Raw genomic sequence first — 24,721 nt, forward strand, 5'->3', positions numbered from 1 at the left:
AGCGCCGGCCTGAGGCCGCGCAGGCGCGACAGCCCCAGCGCCAGCGCCGGCTGCGCCAGCCAGGCGCCGACGACGGCCGCGGGATGCGCCAGCAGCAGCGTGGCGGAAAGCGCCAGGCCCAGCGCCAGCCAGGCCCAGGCCAACCAGGGGCGGCCGGCTTCAGCCATCGACCATCGGGTCCAGCACGGTGGGCGGGAACTGCAGGTGGAAACCGTGCGTGTCCAGGTTCGCGCGCACCACCGCGGGGTCGCACTGCGCCAGGCGGCGGCCTTCGACCAGGGCGAACTCGAGCACGAACACCAGCTGGCCCAGGGGCGCCAGCACCGGCGGTGGAACCGCCGCGAAGTCGTCCCGCTTGCGCAGGTAGAGATACGTGTCGGGCTTGCGCAGGGATTTGTAGACGTAGGTTTGCATGGGGGCGCCGCGCGGGTTGCCGGGGATTGTCGCCGCAAACGGCAGGTGGGAAAAGCCGCACACGCGGCCGCCCCGCCGGCTTTGTTAGGCTTGCCGGCCTGCCTGATCCCGGGAGCCACCATGCGACTTCGCCTCACCCCCTTCGTCCTGCTGTTCGCCGCCGCGCTGCCGGCCGCCGCCCAGCCCGCGCTCACGCTGGACCAGGCCATGGCCCACCCGGACTGGATCGGGCCGCCAGTGGAATCGGCCTGGTGGTCGCTGGACGGCCAGCGTGCCTACTACACGCTCAAGCGCGAAGGCTCGCCGGTGCGCGACACCTGGACCGTGCCCGTGGCCGGCGGCGAGCCGGCGAAGGTGGAAGGCGCGGCACTGGCCGAACTCGACGCCGCCAACCCGCGCTACGACGCCGCGCACCGGCAGGCGGTGTTCGTGCGCAACGGCGACGTGTTCCTGCGCGTGCTGGGCGGCCCGCTGCTGCAGCTCACGCGCAGCAGCGAGGCCGAGGACGGCGCGCGTTTCGCCGCCGACGGCCGCGGCGTCATCTGGCGCGTCGGCAACGACTGGTTCCGCTGGTCGCCCGACACGCGCCTGGTGCAGCCGGTGGCGCTGCCGCGCGCCGAGAAGGACCCGGCCGCCGCGCCCGAAGCCGACGCCCTGCGCGAGCACCAGCTGCGCCTGAGCGCCCAGCTGGCGCGCGAGAAGGCCTTCCGCGACGCCCAGCGCGAAAGCGCGGAAGCCCTGCGCAAGGCCGACCCCAGCCGCCCCGCCGCGCCGGTGTACCTGGGCGACAAGGTCGAGATCGCCGACAGCGCGCTCTCGCCCGACGGCCGCTGGCTGCTCGTGGTCACGCAGGCCAAGGGCGCCGACAAGGGCCGCGCCGGCAAGATGCCGAAGTACGTGACCGAATCGGGTTACGAGGAAGCCGAGGACGTGCGCGTGCGCGTCGGCCGCAACCCGCCGCAGGGCCAGCAGCTGGTGCTGGTGGAACTGGCCACCGGCCAGGTGCGCGAACTGCCGCTGGCCACGCTGCCGGGCATCGCCAGCGACCCGCTGGCCGACCTGCGCAAGGCCGCCGGCCTCGAGGCCTTCAAGGGCGAGCGCGCGGTGCGCTTCGACGCCATGCAGTGGAGCGACGACGGCGGCAACGTGGCCGTGATGGCGCGCGCGGTGGACAACAAGGACCGCTGGATCGCCACCGTCGATTTCGCCGGCGGCAAGCTGGTGCCCGCGCACCGGCTCACCGACCCGGCCTGGATCAACTGGAACTTCAACGACTTCGGCTGGCTGCCGGGCGGCCGCACGCTGTGGCTGCTGTCGGAGGAATCGGGCTATTCGCACCTGTACACCGTGGTGCCGGGCGAGCGCGCCAATCGGCTGACGTCGGGTCGCTGGGAGGCGTCGTCGCCGCGGTGGTCGCCGGACGGCGGCACCGCGTATTTCCTGTGCAACCGCGCATGGCCGGGTGACTACGAGGTGTGCGCGGTGCCCAGCACCGGCGGCGAAGTGCGCGAAGTGACGGCGCTCGACGGCGTCGAGGACTTCGCGCTCTCGGCCGACGGCAGCCGCCTGCTGCTGCGCTGGTCCTCGCACCACACCCCGGCCCAGCTGGCCGTGCAGCCGGTGGCCGGCGGCGAGGCGGTGAAGCTGACCGACACCCGCAGCGAAGACTACAAGGCGCGCCGCTGGCTGGCGCCGCAGATGGTGCAGGTGCCGTCCACGCACGGCGCCGGCAGCGTCTGGGCCAAGCTCTACCGGCCGGAAACGCTGGAGCCTGGCCGCAAGTACCCGGTGGTGATGTTCGTGCACGGCGCGGGCTACCTGCAGAACGTGCACGCGCGCTTCCCCGTGTATTTCCGCGAGCAGATGTTCCACCAGCTGCTGGTCGAACGCGGCTTCATCGTGCTCGACATGGACTTCCGCGCCTCCGAGGGCTACGGCCGCGACTGGCGCACGGCGATCTACCGCCGCATGGGCCACCCGGAGCTCGAGGACTACCTCGACGGCGTGAAGTACATGGTCGACCGGCACCAGGGCGATGCCGCCAACGTCGGCATCTACGGCGGCAGCTACGGCGGCTTCATGAGCTTCATGGCGCTGTTCCGCGCGCCCGAGGTGTTCAAGGCCGGCGCCGCGCTGCGCCCGGTCACCGACTGGACCAGCTACAACCACGAATACACCTCGAACATCCTCAACACGCCCGAGCTCGACCCCGAGGCCTACAAGCGCAGTTCGCCGATCGAATACGTGGAGAACCTGCGCGGCCACCTGCTGATCAGCCACGGCATGATCGACGACAACGTCTTCTACCAGGACTCGGTGCGCCTCTCGCAGCGCCTGATCGAGCTTCGGAAGGCGAACTGGGAAATGGCCAGCTACCCGCTGGAGCGCCACGCCTACCAGCACCCGGAAAGCTGGTACGACCAGTACCGCCGCATCCTCGAACTCTTCGAGGACAACCTGAAGTAAGCCCTCAGGCCGCCGGGAACACGCCCTCGAGTTCGACGTCGAGTTCGCGGCGGCAGACGTCGCCGCGCAGGTAGCTGATGCGGCCTGGCGCGATGCCGCTGGCGGCCAGGAGGGCCTGCGCCGTGGCCAGGTCGCGCGGGTGGCGCAGGTAGACGCGCAGCGATTCGCAGCCGGCCAGCGGGAAGTGGCGGCCGGTGCGCTGCCGGCCCTGTTCGAGCAGGGCCTCGAGGTTGCGCAGGCTTTCGCGCAGCTGCCCGGCGAAGTCGCCCGCGTGCTGCGAGACGTGGCCGATGATGCTGGCCGTGCCCGAGGCCAGCAGGCGCGGCGTGGCGGTGTCGGCGTCGAGCACGGCGCCGCGCGAGAAGCCCGGCGACACCGGGCCGTGTTCGCGCGGATAGCGCCAGGCCGGCGTCTGCCGCGGGTTTTCCAGCGCCAGCGCCGGCGCCTTCGCGCACAGCGCCACCACCTGCAGGCGGCCCGGCAGGCCGTCGGCGCCGATGGCGGTGGCGGCCGGCGGCGGGTCGTTGAACATGCCGTCCACCGCGGCGGCGCGGCCGACGCAGAAGCGGCGGTAGCGCTCGTCGTCGCCTTCGCCGGCGTTGATGGCGGCGAAGTAGTTCCAGATCCGCAGCAGGTAGGGATGCGACGAGGGCCGCACGGCCGCCAGCAAGCGGCGGTAGGCCTCGGCGGCGGCGGTTTCGATGTCGCCGCCGTTTTCGCCGACTTCGATGGCCTGCAGCGCGTAGTGCCCGCCTTCGGCCAGCCAGGCCTCGGCCGCGGGGCCGGCCAGCCGCGCGCAGTCCACCGCCAGCGGCGACGGCGCCGCGGGGGCATAGCGGAAGGCGATCAGCGCGTCCGGGCGGTCGTCGGCCAGGACACGCAGGCGTGGGGGCGTGGGGGAGTCCATTGCTGGCGCCGATTATAGCGGCGGGCCCGGGCGACTATCATGGCCCACCCTCTCCACAGCGCCCCGCCATGTCCGATTTCAACGCCGTGCACGCCTTCCTCCGCGACCTGCAGGACCGCATCTGCGCCGGCCTGGAAGCCGCCGATGGCGGCGGGCGTTTCCAGCAGGACGAATGGACCCGGCCCGAGGGCGGCGGCGGCCGTTCGCGGGTGATGAAGGAAGGCGCGGTGTTCGAACAGGCCGGCGTGGGTTTTTCCGACGTCTCGGGCGCCACCCTGCCGCCCTCGGCCACGGCGCACCGCCCGGAACTGGCCGGCGCGCCCTGGCGCGCGGTGGGCGTGTCGCTGGTGATCCACCCGCGCAATCCGCATGTCCCGACTTCGCATGCGAACGTGCGCTTCTTCGAGGCGCGCCCGGAAGGCCGCGACCCGATCTGGTGGTTCGGCGGCGGCTTCGACCTGACGCCCTTCTACCCGGTGGACGAAGACGTGCGGCACTGGCACGAAGTGGCCCGCGACCTGTGCGCGCCCTTCGGCGAAACCCGCTACGCCGAACACAAGGCCTGGTGCGACAAGTACTTCTTCCTCAGGCACCGCAACGAGGCGCGCGGCGTGGGTGGCCTGTTCTACGACGACCTGCACGCCGACGGCTTCGAGCGCTGCTTCGACTACACGCGCGCGGTGGGCAACGGTTTCCTCAACGCCTACCTGCCGATCGTCGCCCGCCGCAAGGACACGCCGTACGGCGAACGCGAGCGCGAGTTCCAGCTCTACCGCCGGGGTCGCTACGTGGAGTTCAACCTGGTGTGGGACCGCGGCACGCTGTTCGGCCTGCAGAGCGGCGGCCGCACCGAGTCGATCCTGATGAGCCTGCCGCCGCGGGTGCGGTTCGAATACGCGTACGCGCCGGAGGCGGGCAGCGCCGAAGCGCGGCTTTCCGAGTACCTGCGGGCGCGGGACTGGCTCGGCGGCAAATAAAAACCCCGCGGGCCAGGGGAAGCCCGCGGGGTAGGGGATGGAGCTCAGGTTGGGGAGAACCCTGCTCCGGTTGGATCCACTCAGGGGAGGGAGTGATCCTGCGCCGGACCTTGCATCCGACGCACCTAGTAGACCCCTCCACGCATGAGAAGTTCGTGAACAGGACAGTTAAAAAACCGTTCGATTCAGGACGCGTTCATTCCGCTGCAACCGACTGATTCAAAAGGCGAATTCCGTCACGGAATCAGTGCGCCTGGTCCCAGTTTTCGCCCACGCCCACGTCCACCACCAGGGCCACGCGCAGGTTGGCGGCCGACTCCATCCGGGAGCGCACTTCGGCCACCAGGGTGTCGACGAAACCGGCCTCGGCCTCGAACACCAGTTCGTCGTGCACCTGCAGCAGCATGGTCGCCCGCGCGCGGTGCGCCTGCACCCATTCGTCCACCGACACCATGGCGCGCTTGATGATGTCGGCGGCGGTGCCCTGCATCGGCGCGTTGATGGCGGCTCGCTCGGCGCCGGCGCGCTGGGCCTGGTTGCGCGAGTTGATTTCGTTGAGCTGCAGCCGGCGGCCGAACACCGTTTCCACGTAACCCTGCTCGCGCGCCTGCTGGCGCACGCGTTCCATGAAATCACGCACGCCCGGGTAGCGGGCGAAGTACAGCGCGATGTAGTCCTGCGCCTCGCCGCGGCCGATGCCGAGCTGGCGCGCCAGGCCCCAGGCGCTCATGCCGTACATCAGGCCGAAGTTGATGGCCTTGGCGGCGCGGCGCTGGTCGCCGCTGACCTGATCGAGCGGCACGCCGAACACTTCCGCCGCGGTGGCCTTGTGCACGTCCTGGCCGCTTTCGAAGGCACGCAGGAGGCCGGCGTCCTCCGACAGGTGGGCCATGATGCGCAGCTCGATCTGCGAGTAGTCGCAGGCGACGATCCTGCGCCCCGGCGGCGCGATGAAGGCCGTGCGGATGCGGCGGCCGTCCTCGGTGCGGATGGGGATGTTCTGCAGGTTCGGGTCGTTCGAGCTCAGGCGGCCGGTGGCGGCGCCGGCCTGGTGGTAGCTGGTGTGCAGGCGGCCGGTATCGGGGTTCACCATCTCCGGCAGCTTGTCGGTGTAGGTGTTGCGCAGCTTGGCCAGGCCGCGGTACTCGAGGATCAGGCGGGGCAGCTCGTGCTGGTCGGCGATGGCCTCCAGCGCTTCTTCGTTGGTGGATGGCGCGCCGGTGGGCGTTTTCACCAGCGCCGGAAGCTTGAGCTCGTCGAACAGCAGCGCGCCCAGCTGCTTGGGCGAATCGAGGTTGAAGGCGCGGCCGGCGATCTCGTGCGCGCGCTGCTGCGCGGCCAGCATGCGGCGGCCGAGGTCGGCGCTCTGGCGCCTGAGCTCGGCCACGTCCACCAGCACGCCGGCGGCTTCCATGCGCGCCAGCACCGGCACCAGCGGCATCTCGATGTCGCGGTACACTTTTTCCAGCGACGGCTCGGCCGCCAGCTTCGCCGACAGCACGCGGTGCAGGCGCAGGGTGACGTCGGCGTCTTCGGCGGCGTACCGGGTGGCGTCGTCGAGCGCCACCGAGGAGAACGGGATCTGCTTGGCGCCCTTGCCGGCCACGTCCTCGTACTTGATGGTTTCGTAGCCCAGGTACTTGCGGGCCAGCGTGTCCATGTCGTGGCGCAGGCCGCCGGCGTTGAAGACGAAACTTTCCAGCATCGTGTCCTCGGCGTAGCCCAGCACGTCCACGCCGTGGCGGCGCAGCACGTGGATGTCGTACTTGCCGTGCTGGCCGAGCTTGCGCCGGGCAGCGTCGCCCAGCACCGGGCGCAGCGCGTCGAGCACTTCGTCGCGCGGCAGCTGCGCCGGCGCACCCGGGTAGTCGTGGCCCACGGGGATGTAGCAGGCCTTGCCGGGTTCGACCGCGAAGCTCAGGCCCACGAGGTTGGCGCGCAGCGGGTCGAGCGAATCGGTTTCGGTGTCGAAGGCGACCAGGTCGGCCGCCAGCAGGCGCTGCACCCAGGCCGACAGCGCCTCGCGGGTGGTGACGCATTCGTACTCGCCCGGCGCGGACAGGGACGGATCGGGCGCGGTCTCTTCGGCCACGGCCGGCGCGGGGCGGCCCCCCGCCTTCGCCGACGACGCCGGCGCACCGCCTTCCAGCTCGCGCAGCGCGGCGTTGAAGCCGTAGCGCGCGTAGAGCTCGCGCAGCGCATCCACGTCGCGCGGGCGCAGCTTCAGCTGCTGCGGGGCCTGCTCCAGCGGCACGTCGGTCTTGATGGTCACCAGCGCCTGGTTCAGCGGCAGGCGGCCGAGCGCGGCGCGCAGGTTTTCGCCGATCTTGCCGCCGATGTCGGCGGCGTGCGCGATGACGCCTTCCAGCGAGTCGTACTGGGCCAGCCACTTGGCGGCCGTCTTCGGGCCGCACTTGTCCACGCCGGGCACGTTGTCCACGGTGTCGCCCATCAGGGCCAGCAGGTCCACCACCTGGTCGGGGCGCACGCCGAATTTCTCGACCACGCCGGCCTCGTCGGTGACGCTGCCGGTCATGGTGTTGGTGAGCGTGATGCCCGGGCGCACCAGCTGGGCGAAGTCCTTGTCGCCGGTGGAGATGGTGACCGGGATGCCGGCCGCGTGCGCCTGCAGCGCCAGCGTACCGATCACGTCGTCGGCTTCCACGCCCGGCACGCGCAGGATGGGAAAGCCCAGGGCCTCGACGATGCGCATCATCGGCTCCACCTGGGCCCGCAGCTCGTCGGGCATGGGCGGGCGGTTGGCCTTGTAGTCGGGGTACAGGGCGTCGCGGAAGGTCGGGCCCGAGGCGTCCACCACGAAGGCGGTGTAGTCGGGGTTTTCCTTCAGCGTGGCGCGCAGCATGTTGACGATGCCGAACAGGGCGCCGGTGGGCGAGCCGTCCGGGCCGGTCAGCGGCGGCAGGGCGTGGAAGGCGCGGTAGAGGTAGGACGAGCCGTCGATGAGGACGAGGCGGGACATGGCGGCGATCCGGTGCGGTCGAACCCGGATTCTACGTGCTCCGGGCGCGCCGCTTGAGGGCCCGGGGCGCTTTTGCCATGCTGGCCGTCCCGCGTGCAGGAGCCCGCCATGAACGCCCTGATCCCCCTGCTGTTCGCCCTGGCCGCCCAGGACGCCGCACCGGCCGCGGAAGCACCCGCCCGCGAGGAAGCGCCCATCCCCGAGAAGGTGCAGGCTGCGCCCACCGGCGACGAACTGCCGGCGGTGAGCATCCGCACCGAAGAGAACGGCGACCGCGTCGAGGAGTACCGGCAGGACGGCCGCCTGTACATGGTAAAGGTCACGCCCGAACGCGGCCGGCCCTATTACCTCATGGACACCGACGGCAACGGCCGGCTCAATCGCGACGACGTGGCCGACCACGTCTCGCCGGTGTACTGGACCCTTTACGAGTGGGATTGAACCGCCTCGCCCCGGCCCTGCGCTGGGCCGACACCCTGAGTGAAGCCGGTGGCCGCGTGGCCGCCGCGCTGGCGGTCGCGCTGGTGGCGCTGTCCTTCGGCCTGGTGCTGGCGCGCTATGGCGCGGGCGCGGGTTCGGTGGCGGCGCAGGAAGCGGTGCTGTGGCTGCACGCCTCGGTGTTCCTGCTGGGCCTGGCCTACGCGCTTCGCCACGGCGCGCACGTGCGGGTGGACGTGTTCTCGCAGCACTGGACCGCGCGCACCCGCGACTGGGTGGAATTCAGCGCCGGCGTGGCGCTGCTGCTGCCCTTCTGCGCCTTCATCGTGGCGATGAGCTGGGACTACGTGGCGGCCAGCTGGGCCGCCCGGGAAGGGTCGCGCGACCCGGGCGGCCTGCCGGCCTGGTACCTGCTCAAGGCGCTGATCCCGCTGTCGGCGGCGCTGCTGTTCCTGCAGGGCCTGGCCGAAACCCTGCGCGCGCTCGGCCGCGCCCTCGCCCGCGGGGGCGCATGAGCCTGCACGACCAGCACATCCTGATGCTCGTGCTGCTGCTGCTCGGCCTGCTGGCCGGGCTGGCCAGCGGCTTCCCGGTGGCCTTCGTGCTGGGCGGCGTGGCGCTGCTCGCGGCCGGCGCCGGCATCTTGCTCGGCAACTTCGACGCCAGCTTCCTCGAGGCGTTCCCGAACCGCGTGTTCGGCGTGATGAGCAACGAAACCCTGGTGGCGGTGCCGCTGTTCGTGTTCATGGGCGTGATGCTGGAACGTTCGCGCATCGCCGAATCGCTGCTCGAGGCGGTGGCGGCGCTGTTCGGCCGCGTGCGCGGCGGCCTGGTGGTGGCGGTGCTGCTGGTGGGTGCGGTGCTCGCCGCGTCCACCGGCATCGTCGGCGCCACGGTGGTGGCGATGGGCCTGATCTCGCTGCCCACCATGCTGCGCCACGGCTACTGCCCGCGCCTGGCCAGCGGCGCCATCTGCGCCTCGGGCACGCTGGGCCAGATCATCCCGCCCTCGATCGTGCTGGTGCTGCTGGGCGACCAGCTGGGCAACGCCTACCAGCAGGCGCAGCTGAAGCAGGGCATCTACGCGCCGGACACCGTGTCGGTGGGCGACCTGTTCGCCGGCGCGCTGGTGCCCGGCCTCGCGCTGGTGGCGCTGTACCTGCTGTATGCGCTGTGGGTGGCCTGGCGCCAGCCGGAGCGCGCGCCGGCGCTGCTCGAGAGCCAGCCGCGTTCGCTGGCGCAGCTGGCCAAGGCCATCCTGCCGGCGCTGTCGCTGATCGGCCTGGTGCTGGGTTCGATCCTGGGCGGTTTCGCCACCGCCACCGAAGCCGCCGCGGTGGGCGCAGTGGGCGCCACGGCCTTCGCCGCGCTCTACGGGCGGCTGGGCCTGCGGCGCCTGTACGAGGTGGGCGCCGAAACGGTGAAGGTGACCGCGATGGTGTTCGCCATCCTGGTCGGCGCCGCGCTGTTTTCGCTGGTGTTCCGCGGCTACGGCGGCGACGAGCTGGTGCACGAGGCGCTGGCTTCGCTGCCGGGCGGCAAGTGGGGCGCCATCCTCGCGGTGATGCTGTTGATGTTCCTGCTCGGCTTCGTGCTCGATTTCATCGAAATCGTGTTCGTGATCGTGCCCATCGTTGGCCCGGTGTTGCTGGCGATGGGCGTGGACCCGGTCTGGCTGGGCGTGATGATGGCCATCAACCTGCAGACCTCGTTCCTGACGCCGCCGTTTGGATTCGCGCTCTTTTACCTGCGCGGCGTGGCGCCGCCGGAACTGCGCACGGCCGACATCTACCGCGGCGTGGTGCCCTTCATCGTCTTGCAGTTGCTGGTGCTGGCGGCCGTGGCGGCCTTCCCCTCGCTGGCCACCGCCCTGCCGGATTACCTGTATGGATGAGCTTCGCATCAGCACCGACCCGGCCGACGTCGACCTCGACGTGGTGCACGGTTTCCTCCGCGAACACGCCTACTGGTGCGTGGGCATCCCGCGCGAGGTGGTGGAGAAGGCGGTGGCGAACTCGCTGTGCTTCAGCGCGCTGCTGGATGGCCGGCAGGTGGGCTTCGCCCGCGTCATCGGCGACCGCGCCACCTTCGGCTACCTGGCCGACGTGTTCGTGCTGCCGGAGTTCCGCGGCCGTGGCATTTCGAAGGCGCTGATGGACGCGGTGGCGGCGCATCCGGAACTCACCGGTCTGCGCCGCATGCTGCTGGCCACGCGCGACGCGCATGGCCTGTACGCCGGTTACGGGTTCACCCCGCTGTCGCGGCCGGAAAGCGTGATGGAACGCTACCGGCCGGACATCTACCGCAAGCCCTAGGCCTTGGCGGCCTTCGGCTGGCCGGGTTTCGCCGGCAGGCCGGAGAGGTGGCGCCAGAGCGCCGTGACTTCGTCGTCCGTCATCACGCCGTAGGTGCGCCAAGGCATGAACGGGTGCACGTCGCTGCCGTCCGGGCGCTTGCCCTCGCGGAACACGCGCGCGAAATCGGCTTCGGTCCAGCCCGCCAGGCCGTTGGCGTGCGGCGTCAGGTTCGAGGCGGGCGGCAGCTCCGGCGGCGTGCCGGGCACGCGCTGGCCGGCCCAATCGGCGCCGTGGCAGCCTGTGCACACCTGCGCCAGGTACGCGCCGTATTCCGCCGTGGGGCCCGGCGGCGGCGACGTGCGCTGGCGCGGCGAGTGGTCGAGGCTGGCGGCCGGCACCAGGTGCAGCTTGCCGAACAGGTGCAGCACGCGGCCCAACGGGCGGATCTCGGTGCTGCCGGGGTTGTTGTCGGAATCGGGCAGCGCCTGCAGGTGCGCCACCAGCGCGGCGGTGTCGGCGTCGGTGAGGTGGATGAAATCGCCCGAAGGCATCACCCGCAGCGGGCGGCCGTCGGGGCCGACGCCGTGGCGGATGGCGGCGGCCAGCTGGTCCACGTCGTAGCGGCCGCGCAGCGCGGCGGGCGTGAGGTTGGGCGCGACCACGCGGGCCACCGGGCCGGCGTCGATGAACACCTTGCCGCGGCCGCCTTCGCCGTGGCACTCCACGCAGCCGGCCACCTGGTACAGGTGCGCGCCGCGCGCGAGTTCGGCCTCGTCGCCGGCCAGCACCAGCGGCGGGTCGTCCACCGCATAGACGCGGGCCATGTCCGCCTCGGCCTTGAACCAGGCCACCGCGAACAGCATGCCCACCGCACCCACCACGACGCCGGCGGCGATGCCGGCCCTCTTGAACCACTTGCGCATGTCACGGACACCTCTACGGGAAGTGAACGTTCTCTACGCGTAGCGCGCCGCGGAGCGGCCGGGGCGCGTTCAGCGGCGATTGTGGCCTTATGCGCCGAATCGTGACCTTTGGCAGGGTCAGCCGCGGGTGGCGTAGTACGCCTCTTCCGACACCGCATGCCAGGCCTTGGCCTGGGCGCGGAAGGCGCGCATGGACTCGAGCGCCTTGCGCGCCAGCGGGTCGGCCGCGGCGGCTTCCTCGAGCACCTTGTCCGAGGCCTTGCGCAGGGCCAGCAGCACGTCGTCGGGCAACTGGCGCAGCTCCACGCCGTGCTCGCGCACCAGCACGTCCAGCGCCTGCTGGTTGCGGGCGGTGAATTCGGCCAGCATCGCCTCGTTCACGGCGCGGCAGCAGGTGGCCACGATGTCCTGCAGGTCCTTGGGCAGGGTTTCCCAGGCGGCCTGGTTCACCATGCACTCAAGCGTGGGGCCCGGCTCCTGCCAGCCCGGGTAGTAGCAGAACTTGGCGGCGCGGTGCAGGCCGAAGGCCAGGTCGTTGTACGGGCCCACCCACTCGGCGGCGTCGATCGCGCCCGACTGCAGCGAGCTGAAGATCTCGGCGCCGGGCAGGTTCACCGGCGTGGCGCCGATGCGCGACATCACTTCGCCGCCCAGGCCCGGGATGCGCATCTTCAGGCCCTGCAGGTCGGCCAGGCCGTTGATCGGCTTGCGGAACCAGCCGGCCATCTGCACGCCGGTGTTGCCGGCCGGGAAGGGCACCAGGCCGAAGCGCGCATACAGTTCGCGCCACAGCTCCAGGCCGCCGCCTTCGTACAGCCAGCCGTTCATTTCCTGCGCGTTGAGCCCGAACGGCACCGCGCAGAAGAAGGGCGCGGCCGCGGCCTTGCCCTTCCAGTAGTACGCGGCGGAATGGCCCATCTCGGCGGTGCCGCGGCCGACGGCGTCGAACACCTCGAAGGCCGGCACCAGCTCGCCGGCGCCGTATACCTTCACCGCGAGCCGGCCGCCGGTGGCGGCGGTGATCATCTCGGCGAGCTTGGCGGCACCGGTGCCCAGGCCCGGGAAGTTGGTCGGCCAGGAAGTCACCATCTTCCACTGGAAGCGTTCGGTGGAGGCCGCCCCGCCCTGCGCCTGCGGCTGCGCACCACAGGCCGCCAGGCCGGTCGCCACCGCGGCGAGGCCCGCGCCCCGGAGTAGTTCACGTCGTTTCATGGAGGTTCCTGTCCTTCAGGCGGGTTGGAGGTTGGCGTAGCCGAGCACGAGCCATTTGGCGCCGCCGGTTTCGAAGTTGACCTGGATGCGGGCGTGGGCGCCGCTGCCTTCGGCATCCATCACCACGCCCAGGCCGAAGCTGGGGTGCATCACGCGCTGGCCGAGGCGCAGCGACAGTCCCGGCGCGGCATCGAGCGCGGCCGCGCGCGGCGGGCCGAAGCCGGTGGGGCGGCTGACCTGCACCTTCGGGCGCACCTCGCGCAGCAGCGCCTGCGGGATTTCGCGCAGGAAGCGCGAGGGCGTGCCAAACATCTCCATGCCATGCAGGCGGCGCGATTCGGCGTAGCTGAGCACCAGCTTCTGGCGAGCGCGGGTGAGGCCGACGTAGGCCAGGCGGCGCTCTTCCTCCAGCCGCCCGCTTTCCTCCAGCGACTTGCCGCTGGGGAACAGGCCCTCTTCCACGCCCACCAGGAACACCTGCGGGAATTCCAGGCCCTTGGCGCTGTGCAGGGTCATCAGCTGCACGCCGTCCTCGCCGGCCTCGGCCTGGCCTTCGCCGGCTTCGAGCGCGGCGTAACCGAGGAAAGCGACGAGCTCGCTCATACCCGCCAGCTCCTCGTCGTCGGGGCGCTCGAAGCGGCTGGCCACCGACACCAGCTCGTCGAGGTTGTCCACGCGCGAATCGAGCTGGCCGCGGGATTCGGCGGCGTAGTGCGCGCGCAGGCCCGAGGCGTTGATCACGTGGTCGAACTGCTCGTGCAGCGGCGAATCCTGGATGCCCGCCTCCAGCGAATCCATCAGCTCGATGAAAGCGCGCAGCGCGTTGCGGGCGCGGCCCGCCAGGCCGCCGGACTCGCCAGCCAGCACTTCGGCGGCCTGGAACAGCGGCATGGCGTTTTCGCGCGCATGCCGGCGTACCTCGTCCAGCGTCTTGCCGCCGATGCCGCGCGGCGGCGTGTTGACCGCGCGCTCGAAGGCCGCGTCGTCGCCGCGGTTGGCCACCAGCCGCAGGTAGGCCAGCGCGTCCTTGATTTCCATGCGGTCGAAGAAGCGCTGGCCGCCGTACACGCGGTAGGGCAGGCCCGCCTGCACCAGCTGTTCTTCCATGGCCCGCGACTGCGCGTTCGAACGGTAGAGCACGGCGTTGTCGCCGGCGCTGCCGCCGTCGCGGATCCAGGCCTGGATGCGCTCGACCACGAAGCGCGCCTCGTCCACCTCGTTGTAGGCGGCGAACAGGTCGATCGGCTCGCCCTCGCCGTCGGCGGTCCACAGCTGCTTGCCCAGGCGCTCGGGGTTGTGCGCGATCACCGCGTTGGCGGCGGCCAGGATGTTGCCGGTGGAGCGGTAGTTCTGCTCGAGCTTGAGCGTGCGCGCGCCGGGGTAGTCGTGCAGGAAACGCTGCACGTTCTCCACCTTGGCGCCGCGCCAGCCGTAGATGGCCTGGTCGTCGTCGCCCACCACGAACACCTCGCCCGACTCGCCCGCCAGCACGCGCACGAAGGCGTACTGGATGGCGTTCGTGTCCTGGAACTCGTCCACCAGCAGGTGGCGGAAACGCTGCTGGTAGTGGTGCAGCAGCGCCGGGTGCTCGAGCCACAGCTCGTGCGCGCGCAGCAGCAGTTCGGCGAAATCGACCAGGCCGGCGCGCTGGCAGCGCTCCTGGTAGGCCTCGTACACGCGCAGCATGGTGGAGCCGTAGAAATCGCCGCCGGCCGGCTGGATGTGCTTCGGGCGCCGGCCCTCGTCCTTCTGCGCGTTGATCCACCAGGCCATCTGGCGCGGCGGGAAGCGGCCTTCGTCGAGCTCGAGGTCGGCGGCGATGCGCTTGAGCAGGCGCACCTGGTCGTCCTGGTCGAGCACCTGGAACGATTCGGGCAGCCCGGCTTCCTGCCAGTGCAGGCGCAGCAGGCGGTGCGCCAGGCCGTGGAAGGTGCCGATCCACATGCCGCGGCTGCCGTGGCGCAGCAGCGCCTCGACGCGGCCGCGCATCTCGGCGGCGGCCTTGTTGGTGAAGGTGACGGCGAGGATGCCATGGGCCGGCACGCCGACCACTTCGTTGAGCCAGCCGATGCGGTGGGTCAGGACCCGGGTCTTGCCGGAACCGGCGCCGGCCAGCACCAGCAGGTGGCCCGGCGGGGCCGAAACGGCCTCGCGCTGGGCGGTGTTGAGGTCATCGAGCAGGTGGGAGACATCCATGGCGCCATTGTACCGGCGCCATGGCCCCCGGGGCCGGCGAATACCGCCCGGTCAGTGCTTCTTGCTGGCCGCCACCGACTGCGACATCAGCTTGTCGGTCCAGGCGATGCCGATGGCCGACACGATGAAGGCCATGTGGATGATGGTCTGCCACATCACGCCGGTTTCGGTGACGGTGGTGCAGCCCTTGCCCTTGGCGCCCGCCTCGAGCATGAGCTTCTGCGCCAGCAGGCCGGCCTCGGTGTCGCAGATCGGCAGGCCGCCGATCATGCCGGCCTCGATGAAGGTCTTGAGCAGGTGGATCGAGGAGATGCCGATGATGGCCATCGCCAGCTTCACCTTCAGCACCGAGGCGTTGACGTGGCTCAGCCATTCCGGCTGGTCCGGGTGGCCGGCCAGGTTCAGGCGCGAGACGAAGGTTTCGTAGCCGCCGACGATCACCATCACCAGCAGGTTGGAGATCATGACCACGTCGATCAGGCCCAGCACCAGCAGCATGATGCCCTGCTCGGTGAGCGTGTTCGCGTCCACCACCAGGTGGGTGAGCTCCTTCAGGAACAGGAACACGTAGACGCACTGGGCGATGATCAGGCCCAGGTACAGCGGCAGCTGCAGCCAGCGCGAGGCGAAGATCAGGGTGGGAAGCGGGCCGAGCTTCGGCGCGCCGGCGGGGACGTTGTTCGACATGGTTTATCCGTGGGTTCGCTTATTTCTTGCTGATGGCGCCGACGACCACGGCGACCGCGCCCACGCCCATCAGCACCCAGCCGAGGTTGATCGGCGGGGACTTGGTGTCGGTCTTGGTCACTTCGATCGGGCCCATGTCCAGCACTTTTTCGGTGGACTGGAACTTGAAGACGCCGGCGGCGATCAGGCCACCCGCGACCAGCAGGATGACGCCGAGGATGAAGGCAGGCAGTCGCATGGTCGTGCTCCAGGTTCGCCCGGTGCGGGCCGAGCAAGGGTAACGGCCCGCGCCCCCGGGCGCCAATCGGCGTGGTTCAGTCGAGTCGCACGCCGGGCAGCGACAGCACGTAGTCGGCGCCCATCAGCTTCGAGGGCGTGTAGTAGCCGCCCGCGGGCGCCGGGCCGTCGAGCAGGCGCCGGACGATGCCCAGCGCGGCCGTCACGGTGATGTCGTAGCCATTGGGCGTGCGCAGGCGGCGCTTCACCTCGTGGCCGGCGGCGTCGCGGGCCTCGCCCCAGACCACGCAGCCGGTCTTGCCGCGGGTGTTGTCGGACGGGCCGCGCACCTTCTTTTCCACCTGCTTCTTCAGCCAGGCCTGCACCGGGCCCAGGCCGAGCAGCGGGCCAAGCAGGCGCAGCCGGCGCAGGCGCGTGGCCGTGGCCGGCGGCACGCCCATGTAGACCTCGATGTCGGGGATGCCGGTGGAAACATGGGCCGTGTAGACGTCGCCCCAGGGAATGGTCATGGCGAAGCGCTGCTCGCCGTCGCGCTCGAACGTGCGCGTCTTCCAGGCCAGCGGCACCCGCTTCACCACGCCGCTGATGCGCGCGCGGCCGCCCTTGCCCAGGCCTTCCACGCTGGTCTTGGCGGTGCCGGGGCTGGGCCCGCCGCCGGCTTCGAAGGCCAGCACCAGCGCGGTGGCGCCGGGCAGTTCGCGCTTGAGCTGGGCGGCCAGGCAGTCGGTGGGCACCACGTCGAAGCCGGACCCCGGCAGCACCACCACGCCCTTGGCCCGGGCGGCGGCGTCGTGTTCGTGGCAGAGGGCGAAGACGTCGATTTCGCCGGTGATGTCGAGGTAGTGCGCGCCCACGTCCAGGCAGGCTTCGAGCATCGGCCGGCAGGTGGCCGAAAACGGACCCGCGCAGTGCAGTACCAGGCCGATGCCGTTGAGGCCCGTGCGCAGGGCCACCGGGTTGTCGAGCGCGAAGGCGCGCACGGCCAGCCCGTGCTTCTGCGCCAGCGGCTCCAGCGCCGCGGCGCTGCGGCCGGCCAGCACGGGTTTCAGGCCGCGCTTCACCGCCTCCTCCACCATCATCCGGCCGGTGTAGCCGTTGGCGCCGTAGATCATCCAGTCCATGTCAGTGCCCCGCGCCCCGGGCCCGGACGAGCTTGAGGAGCTGCTTGAAGTAGAGGTTCGGGAACCAGCGCTTGAGGCGCCAGCGCATCGGCTCGTGCCGCGTCGGCAGCACCAGGAACTCGCCGCGCTCGACCGCCGCGAACACCCGGTCGGCCACGCCTTCCAGCGTGTCCGGCGAGCTGGCCATCATGCGGTCGGCGAAGGACTTGAGCTTCGGATCACCCTGCCAGCTCTCGAGCAGGTTGGTGCGGAAGAAGGCCGGGCACAGCACGCTCACGGTGACGCCCTTGTCGGCCACTTCGGCGCGCAGCTGTTCGCTCAGCGCCACCACCGCGGCCTTGGCCACGCCGTAGCTCATGATGCTGGGCGCGCCGGCCAGGCCGGCGAAGCTGGCGGTGTTGATGACCTGGCCGCGGCCGGCGGCGATCATGCCCGGCAGGAACAGCCGGCAGCCGCGCACCACGCCCAGCAGGTTGATCTCCAGCACGTTGCGCCACTCGGCCATGGTGGTGTCCACCATCGCGCCGCCGGTGGCGATGCCGGCGTTGTTCACCAGCACGTCCACGCCGCCCCACTCGCTGGCGATGCGCTCGTGCACCTGCTCCATGGCGTCGTCGCTGCCCACGTTGGCCGACAGCGCCAGGTGGCCTTCGCCGGGCAGGGCGGCGCGGGTGAGGTTGGCGCGCGCGGCGTCGAGGTCGACGCAGGCGACCTTGTCGCCGGCCCGCGCATAACGATGCGCCAGGGCCTGGCCCAAGCCGCTTCCCGCACCCGTGATCAGGACCCGCCGCTGCGCCATCCGTGCACTCCCCGTGAAGCCGGCCCTCGACGGGGCCTGTGCTAGATTTCCGAGCATAACAAGCCCGCCGTTAAACCCACGTCCCGGAGTTGCGCGTGACCGACCCCCTGTTCGACCTGACCGGCCAGACCGCCCTGGTCAGCGGCGCCTCGCGCGGCATCGGCGAGGCCATCGCCCACCTGCTGGCGGCGCATGGCGCCCACGTGGTGTGCACCAGCCGCAAGCTCGAGGGCTGCGAGGCCGTGGCCGCGGCCATCCGCGCCGCCGGCGGTTCGGCCGAGGCGCACGCGGTGCACGTGGGCGACCCGGCCGCCATCGAGGGCCTGTTCGCCACGCTCGACGCCGCCGGCAGGCGCGTGGGCATCCTGGTCAACAACGCCGCCGCCAACCCGTATTTCGGCCCGGCCGTGGACATGACGCTCGACGCCTACGAGAAGACCGTGGAAGTGAACCTGCGCGGCTACTTCTGGACCACCGTGCAGGCCGCGCGCCGCATGAAGGGCCACGGCGGCGCCATCGTCAACATCGCCTCGGTGAACGCCGAGCGCGCCGCGCCCGGCCAGCTGGTGTATTCGATGACCAAGGCCGGCATCGTCAACATGACCGAAGGCTTCGCCAAGGAACTGGCGCCGCTGGGCGTGCGCGTGAACGCGGTGCTGCCGGGCCTGACCGACACGAAGTTCGCCTCGGCGCTCACCGGCAACCCCAAGATCATGGACATGATGCTGCGGATGATCCCGCTGGCGCGCGTGGCCCAGCCGGGCGAGATCGCGCCGGCGGTGCTGTTCCTCGTTTCCCCCGCTGCTTCCTACCTCACCGGCGCCGCGCTGCCGGTGGACGGTGGTTACCTCGCCTGAGCCCAGACACGATGCGAACCCTCTTGCTGCTTGCCGCCATGACCCTCGCCCCCGCCGCCCCCGCCGCCCACGCCGCCCACGCCGAGAAACTCACGCTCGAAGCCATCACCGGCGGCGCGCCGCTGTCCGGCCCCAGCCTGATGAAGCCGGCCATTTCGCCCGACGGCACGCGCGTCACCTTCCTGCGCGGCAAGGACAGCGACCGCTTCCAGCTGGACCTGTGGGAATACCACGTGGCCGACGGCGCCACCCGCCCGCTGGTGGACTCGGCGGTGGTGCTGCCCGGCGAGGAAGTGCTGAGCGACGAGGAGAAGGCGCGGCGCGAGCGCCAGCGCATCGCCGCCTTCCGCGGCATCGTCGAATACCAGTGGGCGCCCGATTCGCAGTCGCTGCTGTTCCCGCTGGGCGGCGAACTGTACCTGTACGACCTGCGCCCCGGCGTGGCCGACCCGGTGCGCAAGCTGACTTCGGGCACGGGCTTCGCCACCGACCCGAAGATTTCGCCCAAGGGCAAGTTCGTGGGCTTCGTGCGCGAGCGCAACCTGTGGGTGATCGACCTGGCCACCGGCCGCGAGCTGCAGCTGACCGACGACGGCAGCGACACCATCGGCAACGGCGTGGCCGAGTTCGTGGCCGACGAGGAAATGGGCCGCCACACCGGCTACTGGTTCGCGCCGGACGATTCCGCCGTGGCCTTCGCGCGCATCGACGAGACGCCGGTGCCGGTGCAAAAGCGCTACGAGATGTACGCCGACCGCACCGAAGTGGTGGAGCAGCGCTACCCGGCCGCGGGCGACCCGAACGTGCGCATTTCCCTGCACGTGGCCGACCTGGATTCCATGCGCGCCGGCCAGGTGGGCGTGGACAAGCCCGCGAAACTGTCGGTGGCCGAGGTGGACCTGGGCCCGGAGCACGACATTTACCTGGCGCGCGTGCAGTGGCGGGCGCCGGGTCTGCTCACCTTCCAGCGGCAGTCGCGCGACCAGCGCAGGCTGGAACTGGTGGAAACCACGCTCGCCAGCGGCAGGCAGCGCGTGCTGCTCACCGAAACCAGTTCCACCTGGGTGCCGCTGCACGACGGCCTGCGCTTCCTGGACGACGGCCGCTTCCTGTGGATTTCCGAGCGCAGCGGCTTCGAGCACCTGCAGCTGCACGCGGCCGACGGCGCGCTCGAACGCGTGCTCACGTCGGGCGAATGGGTGGTGGACGCGCTGCTTGGCGTGGATGAGTCGGTGGGGCTGGCTTATATCGCCGGCACCAAGGAATCGCCGCTGGAAAAGCATGTGTACGCCGTGCCGCTGGCCGGCGGCGAACCGCGCCGCCTGAGCCGCGAACCGGGCATGCACGAGGCGGCCTTCAGCGCCAACGCAGCCGTGTTCGTCGACCTGTGGTCGAACCCGGCCACCCCGCCGCAGACCGAACTGTTCAAGGCCGACGGCAGCAAGCTGGCCACCCTGGTGGCCAATGACCTGGCCGACCCGGCGCATCCGTACGCGCCCTACCGCGCCGCGCACCGGCCGGTGGAATTCGGCCAGATGGCGGCGGCCGACGGCGAGGTGCTGCACTACAGCCTGATCAAGCCGGAAGGTTTCGACCCGGCGAAGAAGTACCCGGTGGTGGTGTTCGTCTACGGCGGCCCGGCCGCGCAGACGGTGACCCGCGCCTGGCCGGGCCGCACCGACGCGCTGTTCAACCAGTACCTGGCGCAACGGGGTTACGTGGTGTTTTCGCTCGACAACCGCGGCACGCCGCGGCGCGGCGCGAAGTTCGGCGGCGCGCTCTACGGCAAGCAGGGCACGGTGGAAGTCGAGGACCAGGTGGCGGGCGTGGAATTCCTGCGCAGGCAGCCGTGGGTGGACCCGGCGCGCATCGGCGTGCACGGCTGGTCGAACGGCGGCTACATGACGCTGATGCTGCTGGGCAAGGCCTCGGGCCACTACGCCTGCGGCGTGGCCGGCGCGCCGGTGACCGACTGGGCGCTGTACGACACGCATTACACCGAGCGCTACATGGACCACCCGGAGCGCAACCCCGAAGGCTACCGCGAGGCGTCGGTGTTCACCCACCTCGACGGCCTGCGCTCGAAGCTGCTGCTGGTGCACGGCATGGCCGACGACAACGTGCTGTTCACCAACTCGACCAAGCTGATGTCGGAGCTGCAGAAGCGCGGCACGCCCTTCGAGCTGATGACCTACCCGGGCGCCAAGCATGGCCTGCAGGGCGCCGACGCCCTGCACCGCTACCGCCTGGCCGAAGCCTTCCTGGCCCGCTGCCTGATGCCGTAACGGGAAGCAGCGTCAGGGAGCGAGGTGCACCAGCGCCGGCGCGTGGTCGCTGGGGCGGTCCCAGGTGCGCGGTTCCCGGTCGATTTCGGCGCCGGTGCAGCGTTCGCGCAGGGCGTCGGAGACCAGGCACAGGTCGATGCGCAGGCCCAGGTTGCGGCGGAAGCCGGCCGCGCGGTAATCCCACCAGCTGAAGGTGCCGCCGTCGGCGTGGTGCAGGCGGAAGCTGTCGTGCAGGCCCAGCTCCATCAGCCGGCGCAGCGCCGCGCGCTCGGCCGTGGAGGTGAGGATGGAGGCGTCGTTCCACACCGCCGGGTCGTGCACGTCGCGGTCGTCGGGCGCGATGTTGAAATCGCCCATCACCACCAGCCGCGGGTGCGCCTTGATCTCGTCGGCCAGCCAGCCGTGCACGGCCTCGAGCCAGCGCAGCTTGTAGTCGTATTTCTCGGTGCCCACGTCCTGGCCGTTCACCACGTACAGGTTGACGATGCGCAGGTCGCCCACAGTGGCGGCGATCACGCGCTTCTGCTCGTCGGCGAAACCCGGGATGCCCACCTGCACGTCGGCCGCCGGCTGCTTCGACACGATGGCCACGCCGTTGTAGGTCTTCTGCCCGGCGAACACGCTTCGGTAGCCCAGCGCGGCCAGCGCGTCGTCGGGGAAACGGCTGTCCTCGAGCTTGGTTTCCTGCAGGCCGACGATGTCGGGCTGGCGCAGCTTCAGCCACTCTTCCAGGTGCGGCAGGCGCACGTTGAGTGAGTTGACGTTCCAGCTGGCGACGGTGGTGGTGGCGGTGTCCATGCGCGAATGCTAACCGTTCGCGCGAAGGGCGGCGAATGCTTGACCGGCATCAAGGCCATCGGTGAACGTGGGCGCATGCTGGAGCCTGCCCCCTCCCGCCCGGAGCCAAGCCGATGAACGCCCAACGCCCCCGTTACGCCCCCTCCCGCCGCGCCCTGCACTGGCTGATGTTCCTGGCCGTGGTGGCCGCCTTCGTCTTCATCGAAGGCCGCGAAAACTTCGACCGCGGCACCCCGGCCCGCCTGGCCATGGTGCAGGCGCACTTCTGGACCGGCCTGGCCATCCTGGCACTGATGCTGCCGCGCCTGCTGCTGGCCTTCTCGCGCCCGGCGCCGGCGGTGTCGCCGCCGCTGCCCGCCTGGCAGGCGGTGCCCGCCAAGGCCCTGCACCTGCTGCTGTACGCCATGCTGGTGGCGCAGCCCCTGCTCGGGCTGTTCACGGCCTGGACCGACGGCAAGGACATCTTCATCCCCTTCACCAGCGTGGCCCTGCCCGCGCTGATGGCGGAGAGCGAATCGCTGGCGCACCAGTTCGAGGACATCCACAAGCTCGTCGGCGACGCCTTCTACTGGGTCGTGGGCCTGCACGTGCTGGCCGCGCTGTACCATCACTTCCTTCGCCGCGACGACACGCTCCGTCGCATGACCTGACGAGGGAAGCAACGAATGGATTGGGTGGACCTGCGCAGCGACACCGTCACCCGGCCCACCGCGGCCATGCGCCAGGCCGGCTTCGCGGCCGAGGTGGGCGACGACGTGATGGGCGACGACCCCAGCGTCAACGCCCTTCAGGAGCGGCTGGCCGGCGACCTCGGTTTCGAGGCCGGCCTGTTCGTGCCCAGCGGCACGCAGAGCAACCTGCTGGCGCTGATGGCGCACTGCGAACGCGGCGACGAATACCTGGTGGGCATGGACGCGCACACCTACAAGTACGAGGGCGGCGGCGCGGCCGTGCTGGGCTCGATCCAGCCGCAGCCCATCCCGCACGCGCCCGACGGCACGCTGCCGCTGGAAGCCATCGCCGCCGCCATCAAGCCGCTGGGCGATCCGCACTACGCACGCACCCGCCTGCTGGCGCTGGAAAACACCTGGCATGGCCGGCCGCTGCCGCTGGATTACCTGGCGCGTGCCGGCGAACTGGCGCGTTCGCGCGGGCTGGGCTACCACCTCGACGGCGCGCGGCTGTTCAACGCCGCCGTCGCCTGCGGCGTGCCGGCGCGCGAAATCGCCCGGCATTTCGACAGCGTGTCGGTCTGCCTGTCCAAGGGGCTGGGCGCGCCGGTGGGGTCGGTGCTGGTGGGCTCGAAGGACCTGGTGGGCAAGGCCCGGCGCTGGCGCAAGGTGCTGGGCGGCGGCTGGCGCCAGGCCGGCCTGCTGGCGGCCATGGCCAGCCACGCGCTCGACCACCACGTGGCGCGCCTGGCCGACGACCACCGCCGCGCCGCCGCGCTGGCCGACGCACTGCGCGCGATCCCCGGCCTGTCGGTGGAGGGCGCGTTCACCAACCTGCTCTTCGTCACCCTTCCCGACGGAAAGCGCGAGGCGCTCACCGCGCACATGGAAAGCCGCGGCATCCGCATCGCCGGCGGTTACGGCACGCGCCTGCGCCTGGTGACGCACCTGGACGTGGACGACGCCGGCCTGGCCCGAACCATCGCCGCCTTCCGCGAGTTCTTCGCCGCCTGAATCAGGTCGCGGGCCGCTGCGCGGCCTTGGGTTCCGCCACTTCCTGCCCCGCTTGCGCGCGGCCGGCCATTTCCGCGCCGGCGTCGCGCGGCAGCCGGAACATCAGCCAGGCCGACAGTGCGGAAATGGTGCCCACGGTCAGGAAGGCCCAGCCGAAGTTGCCGGCGTCGGCGTAGTCGTGGCCGGTGAGCGCGCCGGCCACCTGCAGCGCGTAGCCGCCGATGGCCACGCCCAGCGCCAGCGAGAACTGCTGCATCATGCCCGACAGGCTGCTGGCCTGGCCCATGCGCGCCGGGTCCACTTCGGCGTAGCTGATGGCGTTGAGGCTGGTGAACTGCAGCGAGCGGAAGCAGCCCGACACCAGCAGCACGCCCATGATGAGCCAGTGCGGCGTATCGGCGCGGAACAGGCCGAAACCCGCCAGCATCGCCGAGGCCAGCAACGCGTTGATCCACAGCACCCGCCGGAAACCGAAGCGGCGCAGCACCGCGGCGGCAATCGTCTTCATGAACATCGCGCCCACCGCCGACACGAAGGTGAGCAGGCCCGAGGCCAGCGGGCTCAGGCCGAAGCCCAGCTGCAGCATCAGCGGCAGCAGGAAGGGCGTGGCGCCGATGCCGATGCGGAACAGCGTGCCGCCCAGCACGCCGGCGCGGAAGGTGGGCAGCTTCAGCAGGCCAAGGTCGATGAGCGGGTGCGGGTGCCGGCGCGCATGCCACACGTAGGCCGCCATGCCGGCCAGCCCCACCAGCAGGCAACCCAGCGCCACCGGCGTGGACACCATGTGCCGGCCCAGGGTGGAGAAACCGAACAGCGCCAGCGCCAGGCCCAGGCCCGAGAGCGCGAAGCCGGTCCAGTCCAGCGGTTTCACCGGTTCGCGCAGGTCGGGCACGTAGCGCCAGGCCAGCACCAGGCCCAGCGCGCCCATGGGCAGGTTGATCAGGAATATCCAGCGCCAGTCGCTGTAGGTGGCGATGAAGCCGCCCACCGGCGGCCCGATGATGGGCGCCACCAGCGCCGGGATGGTGAGCCAGCTCAGGGCCTGCACCAGTTCGCTCTTTGGCACGGTGCGCAGCAGCACCAGCCGGCCCACGGGCACCATCAGCGCGCCGCCCATGCCCTGCAGGAAACGCGCGGCCACCATCTGCTCCAGGCTGCCACTGGCCGCGCAGCCAACGGAGCCCAGCAGGAACACCGCGATCGCCGCCATGAAGGTGCGCTTGGCCCCGAACCGGTCCGCCACCCAGCCGCTGACGGGGATGAACACGGCCAGCGCCAGCAGGTAGGCGGTGAGCGCCAGCTTGAGCGCGATGGGCTCGGTACCCAGGTCGGCCGCGATCGCCGGCAGCGAGGTGGCGATGGCCGTCGAGTCCATGTTTTCGATGAACAGGGCACAGGCGACGATCAGGGAGAGGCGGCGGCCGGGGTTCATCGGGGCCTAT

General features: G+C 70.9%; 22 protein-coding genes. 10 read left to right on the forward strand and 12 right to left on the reverse strand.

What is annotated here, in order from left to right; all coding sequences use genetic code 11:
- Positions 1 to 159 precede the first annotated feature (159 nt).
- The gene (locus tag N790_RS06240) at positions 160 to 414 is read right to left on the reverse strand and encodes a YcgL domain-containing protein (protein WP_043802206.1); all 255 of its coding nucleotides are present in this window, start codon (positions 412 to 414) and stop codon (positions 160 to 162) included.
- Between the two features lie 120 nt (positions 415 to 534).
- Here N790_RS06240 and N790_RS06245 point away from each other — a divergent pair, with 120 nt between their 5' ends.
- Positions 535 to 2,880, forward strand: a complete 2,346-nt coding sequence (locus N790_RS06245) for a S9 family peptidase (protein ID WP_052385738.1) — start codon at positions 535 to 537, stop codon at positions 2,878 to 2,880.
- Between the two features lie 4 nt (positions 2,881 to 2,884).
- Here N790_RS06245 and N790_RS06250 read toward each other — a convergent pair whose 3' ends face one another.
- Entirely contained in the window at positions 2,885 to 3,787 is a 903-nt protein-coding gene (locus tag N790_RS06250) for a chorismate transformation FkbO/Hyg5 family protein (RefSeq protein ID WP_043802210.1), read from the reverse strand.
- A 68-nt stretch (positions 3,788 to 3,855) separates the two neighbouring features.
- On the opposite strand from N790_RS06250, the gene hemF reads away from it, so the two are divergent.
- On the forward strand, positions 3,856 to 4,764 hold the full coding sequence (gene hemF, locus N790_RS06255; RefSeq protein ID WP_043802211.1) for an oxygen-dependent coproporphyrinogen oxidase: 909 nt from the start codon (positions 3,856 to 3,858) through the stop codon (positions 4,762 to 4,764).
- 244 nt (positions 4,765 to 5,008) lie between these two features.
- Here the strand turns inward: hemF and polA are convergent, their stop codons facing one another.
- Positions 5,009 to 7,744: a DNA polymerase I gene (polA, locus tag N790_RS06260; protein WP_043802215.1), complete on the reverse strand. Its 2,736-nt coding sequence runs from the start codon at positions 7,742 to 7,744 to the stop codon at positions 5,009 to 5,011.
- 108 nt (positions 7,745 to 7,852) lie between these two features.
- Between polA and N790_RS06265 the strand changes: the two genes are divergently transcribed.
- From N790_RS06265 to N790_RS06280, 4 genes are read left to right on the forward strand one after another with little or no spacing between them, the layout of a single operon-like run.
- Entirely contained in the window at positions 7,853 to 8,185 is a 333-nt protein-coding gene (locus N790_RS06265) for a DUF2782 domain-containing protein (RefSeq protein WP_052385739.1), read from the forward strand.
- A complete protein-coding gene (locus N790_RS06270) occupies positions 8,182 to 8,697 on the forward strand; it encodes a TRAP transporter small permease subunit (protein ID WP_052385740.1) in 516 nt (171 codons plus the stop codon). The genes N790_RS06265 and N790_RS06270 overlap by 4 nt, the downstream gene beginning before the upstream one ends.
- Positions 8,694 to 10,076 carry a TRAP transporter large permease gene (locus N790_RS06275; protein ID WP_211251961.1) on the forward strand — a complete coding sequence of 461 codons (1,383 nt, stop codon included), beginning with the start codon at positions 8,694 to 8,696 and terminating at the stop codon, positions 10,074 to 10,076. The genes N790_RS06270 and N790_RS06275 overlap by 4 nt, the downstream gene beginning before the upstream one ends.
- Positions 10,069 to 10,497, forward strand: coding sequence for a GNAT family N-acetyltransferase (locus tag N790_RS06280; RefSeq protein ID WP_043802217.1), 429 nt, complete (start codon positions 10,069 to 10,071; stop codon positions 10,495 to 10,497). Before N790_RS06275 ends, N790_RS06280 begins: the two co-directional genes overlap by 8 nt.
- Here N790_RS06280 and N790_RS06285 read toward each other — a convergent pair.
- The 7 genes from N790_RS06285 to N790_RS06315 form a co-directional block, all read right to left on the reverse strand.
- Positions 10,494 to 11,402, reverse strand: a complete 909-nt coding sequence (locus N790_RS06285) for a c-type cytochrome (RefSeq protein WP_043802219.1) — start codon at positions 11,400 to 11,402, stop codon at positions 10,494 to 10,496. The genes N790_RS06280 and N790_RS06285 overlap by 4 nt on opposite strands.
- A 117-nt stretch (positions 11,403 to 11,519) precedes the next feature.
- Positions 11,520 to 12,614, reverse strand: a complete 1,095-nt coding sequence (locus N790_RS06290) for a TRAP transporter substrate-binding protein (protein ID WP_043802220.1) — start codon at positions 12,612 to 12,614, stop codon at positions 11,520 to 11,522.
- Between the two features lie 15 nt (positions 12,615 to 12,629).
- Positions 12,630 to 14,810 carry a DNA helicase II gene (gene uvrD, locus N790_RS06295; RefSeq protein ID WP_043802223.1) on the reverse strand — a complete coding sequence of 727 codons (2,181 nt, stop codon included), beginning with the start codon at positions 14,808 to 14,810 and terminating at the stop codon, positions 12,630 to 12,632.
- Positions 14,811 to 14,861: 51 nt separating this feature from the next.
- Positions 14,862 to 15,497 carry a TIGR00645 family protein gene (locus N790_RS06300; protein ID WP_043802224.1) on the reverse strand — a complete coding sequence of 212 codons (636 nt, stop codon included), beginning with the start codon at positions 15,495 to 15,497 and terminating at the stop codon, positions 14,862 to 14,864.
- 19 nt (positions 15,498 to 15,516) lie between these two features.
- Entirely contained in the window at positions 15,517 to 15,735 is a 219-nt protein-coding gene (locus N790_RS06305; RefSeq protein ID WP_043802226.1) for a hypothetical protein, read from the reverse strand.
- Between the two features lie 76 nt (positions 15,736 to 15,811).
- The gene (locus N790_RS06310; protein WP_043802227.1) at positions 15,812 to 16,855 is read right to left on the reverse strand and encodes a saccharopine dehydrogenase family protein; all 1,044 of its coding nucleotides are present in this window, start codon (positions 16,853 to 16,855) and stop codon (positions 15,812 to 15,814) included.
- A 1-nt stretch (position 16,856) separates the two neighbouring features.
- On the reverse strand, positions 16,857 to 17,711 hold the full coding sequence (locus tag N790_RS06315; RefSeq protein WP_084062718.1) for an SDR family NAD(P)-dependent oxidoreductase: 855 nt from the start codon (positions 17,709 to 17,711) through the stop codon (positions 16,857 to 16,859).
- Between the two features lie 38 nt (positions 17,712 to 17,749).
- Between N790_RS06315 and N790_RS06320 the strand changes: the two genes are divergently transcribed.
- Both N790_RS06320 and N790_RS06325 read left to right on the forward strand, forming a co-directional pair.
- On the forward strand, positions 17,750 to 18,511 hold the full coding sequence (locus N790_RS06320) for a glucose 1-dehydrogenase (RefSeq protein ID WP_043802263.1): 762 nt from the start codon (positions 17,750 to 17,752) through the stop codon (positions 18,509 to 18,511).
- Between the two features lie 11 nt (positions 18,512 to 18,522).
- A complete protein-coding gene (locus N790_RS06325) occupies positions 18,523 to 20,796 on the forward strand; it encodes a S9 family peptidase (RefSeq protein WP_043802231.1) in 2,274 nt (757 codons plus the stop codon).
- A gap of 12 nt (positions 20,797 to 20,808) precedes the next feature.
- Here N790_RS06325 and xth read toward each other — a convergent pair whose 3' ends face one another.
- A complete protein-coding gene (gene xth, locus N790_RS06330) occupies positions 20,809 to 21,594 on the reverse strand; it encodes an exodeoxyribonuclease III (protein WP_043802232.1) in 786 nt (261 codons plus the stop codon).
- A gap of 113 nt (positions 21,595 to 21,707) precedes the next feature.
- On the opposite strand from xth, the gene N790_RS06335 reads away from it, so the two are divergent.
- Together N790_RS06335 and ltaE are read left to right on the forward strand one after the other, a co-directional pair.
- Complete coding sequence (locus N790_RS06335; RefSeq protein WP_043802234.1) at positions 21,708 to 22,244, forward strand: cytochrome b; 537 nt, start codon at positions 21,708 to 21,710, stop codon at positions 22,242 to 22,244.
- A 15-nt stretch (positions 22,245 to 22,259) separates the two neighbouring features.
- Positions 22,260 to 23,279 carry a low-specificity L-threonine aldolase gene (ltaE, locus tag N790_RS06340; RefSeq protein WP_043802235.1) on the forward strand — a complete coding sequence of 340 codons (1,020 nt, stop codon included), beginning with the start codon at positions 22,260 to 22,262 and terminating at the stop codon, positions 23,277 to 23,279.
- 1 nt (position 23,280) lies between these two features.
- Here the strand turns inward: ltaE and N790_RS06345 are convergent, their stop codons facing one another.
- Positions 23,281 to 24,711, reverse strand: coding sequence for an MFS transporter (locus N790_RS06345; protein WP_043802237.1), 1,431 nt, complete (start codon positions 24,709 to 24,711; stop codon positions 23,281 to 23,283).
- Between the last annotated feature and the right edge of the window lie 10 nt (positions 24,712 to 24,721).

This window comes from Arenimonas malthae CC-JY-1 (genome assembly GCF_000747075.1).
GTDB classification, from domain to species: Bacteria; Pseudomonadota; Gammaproteobacteria; order Xanthomonadales; family Xanthomonadaceae; genus Arenimonas; species Arenimonas malthae.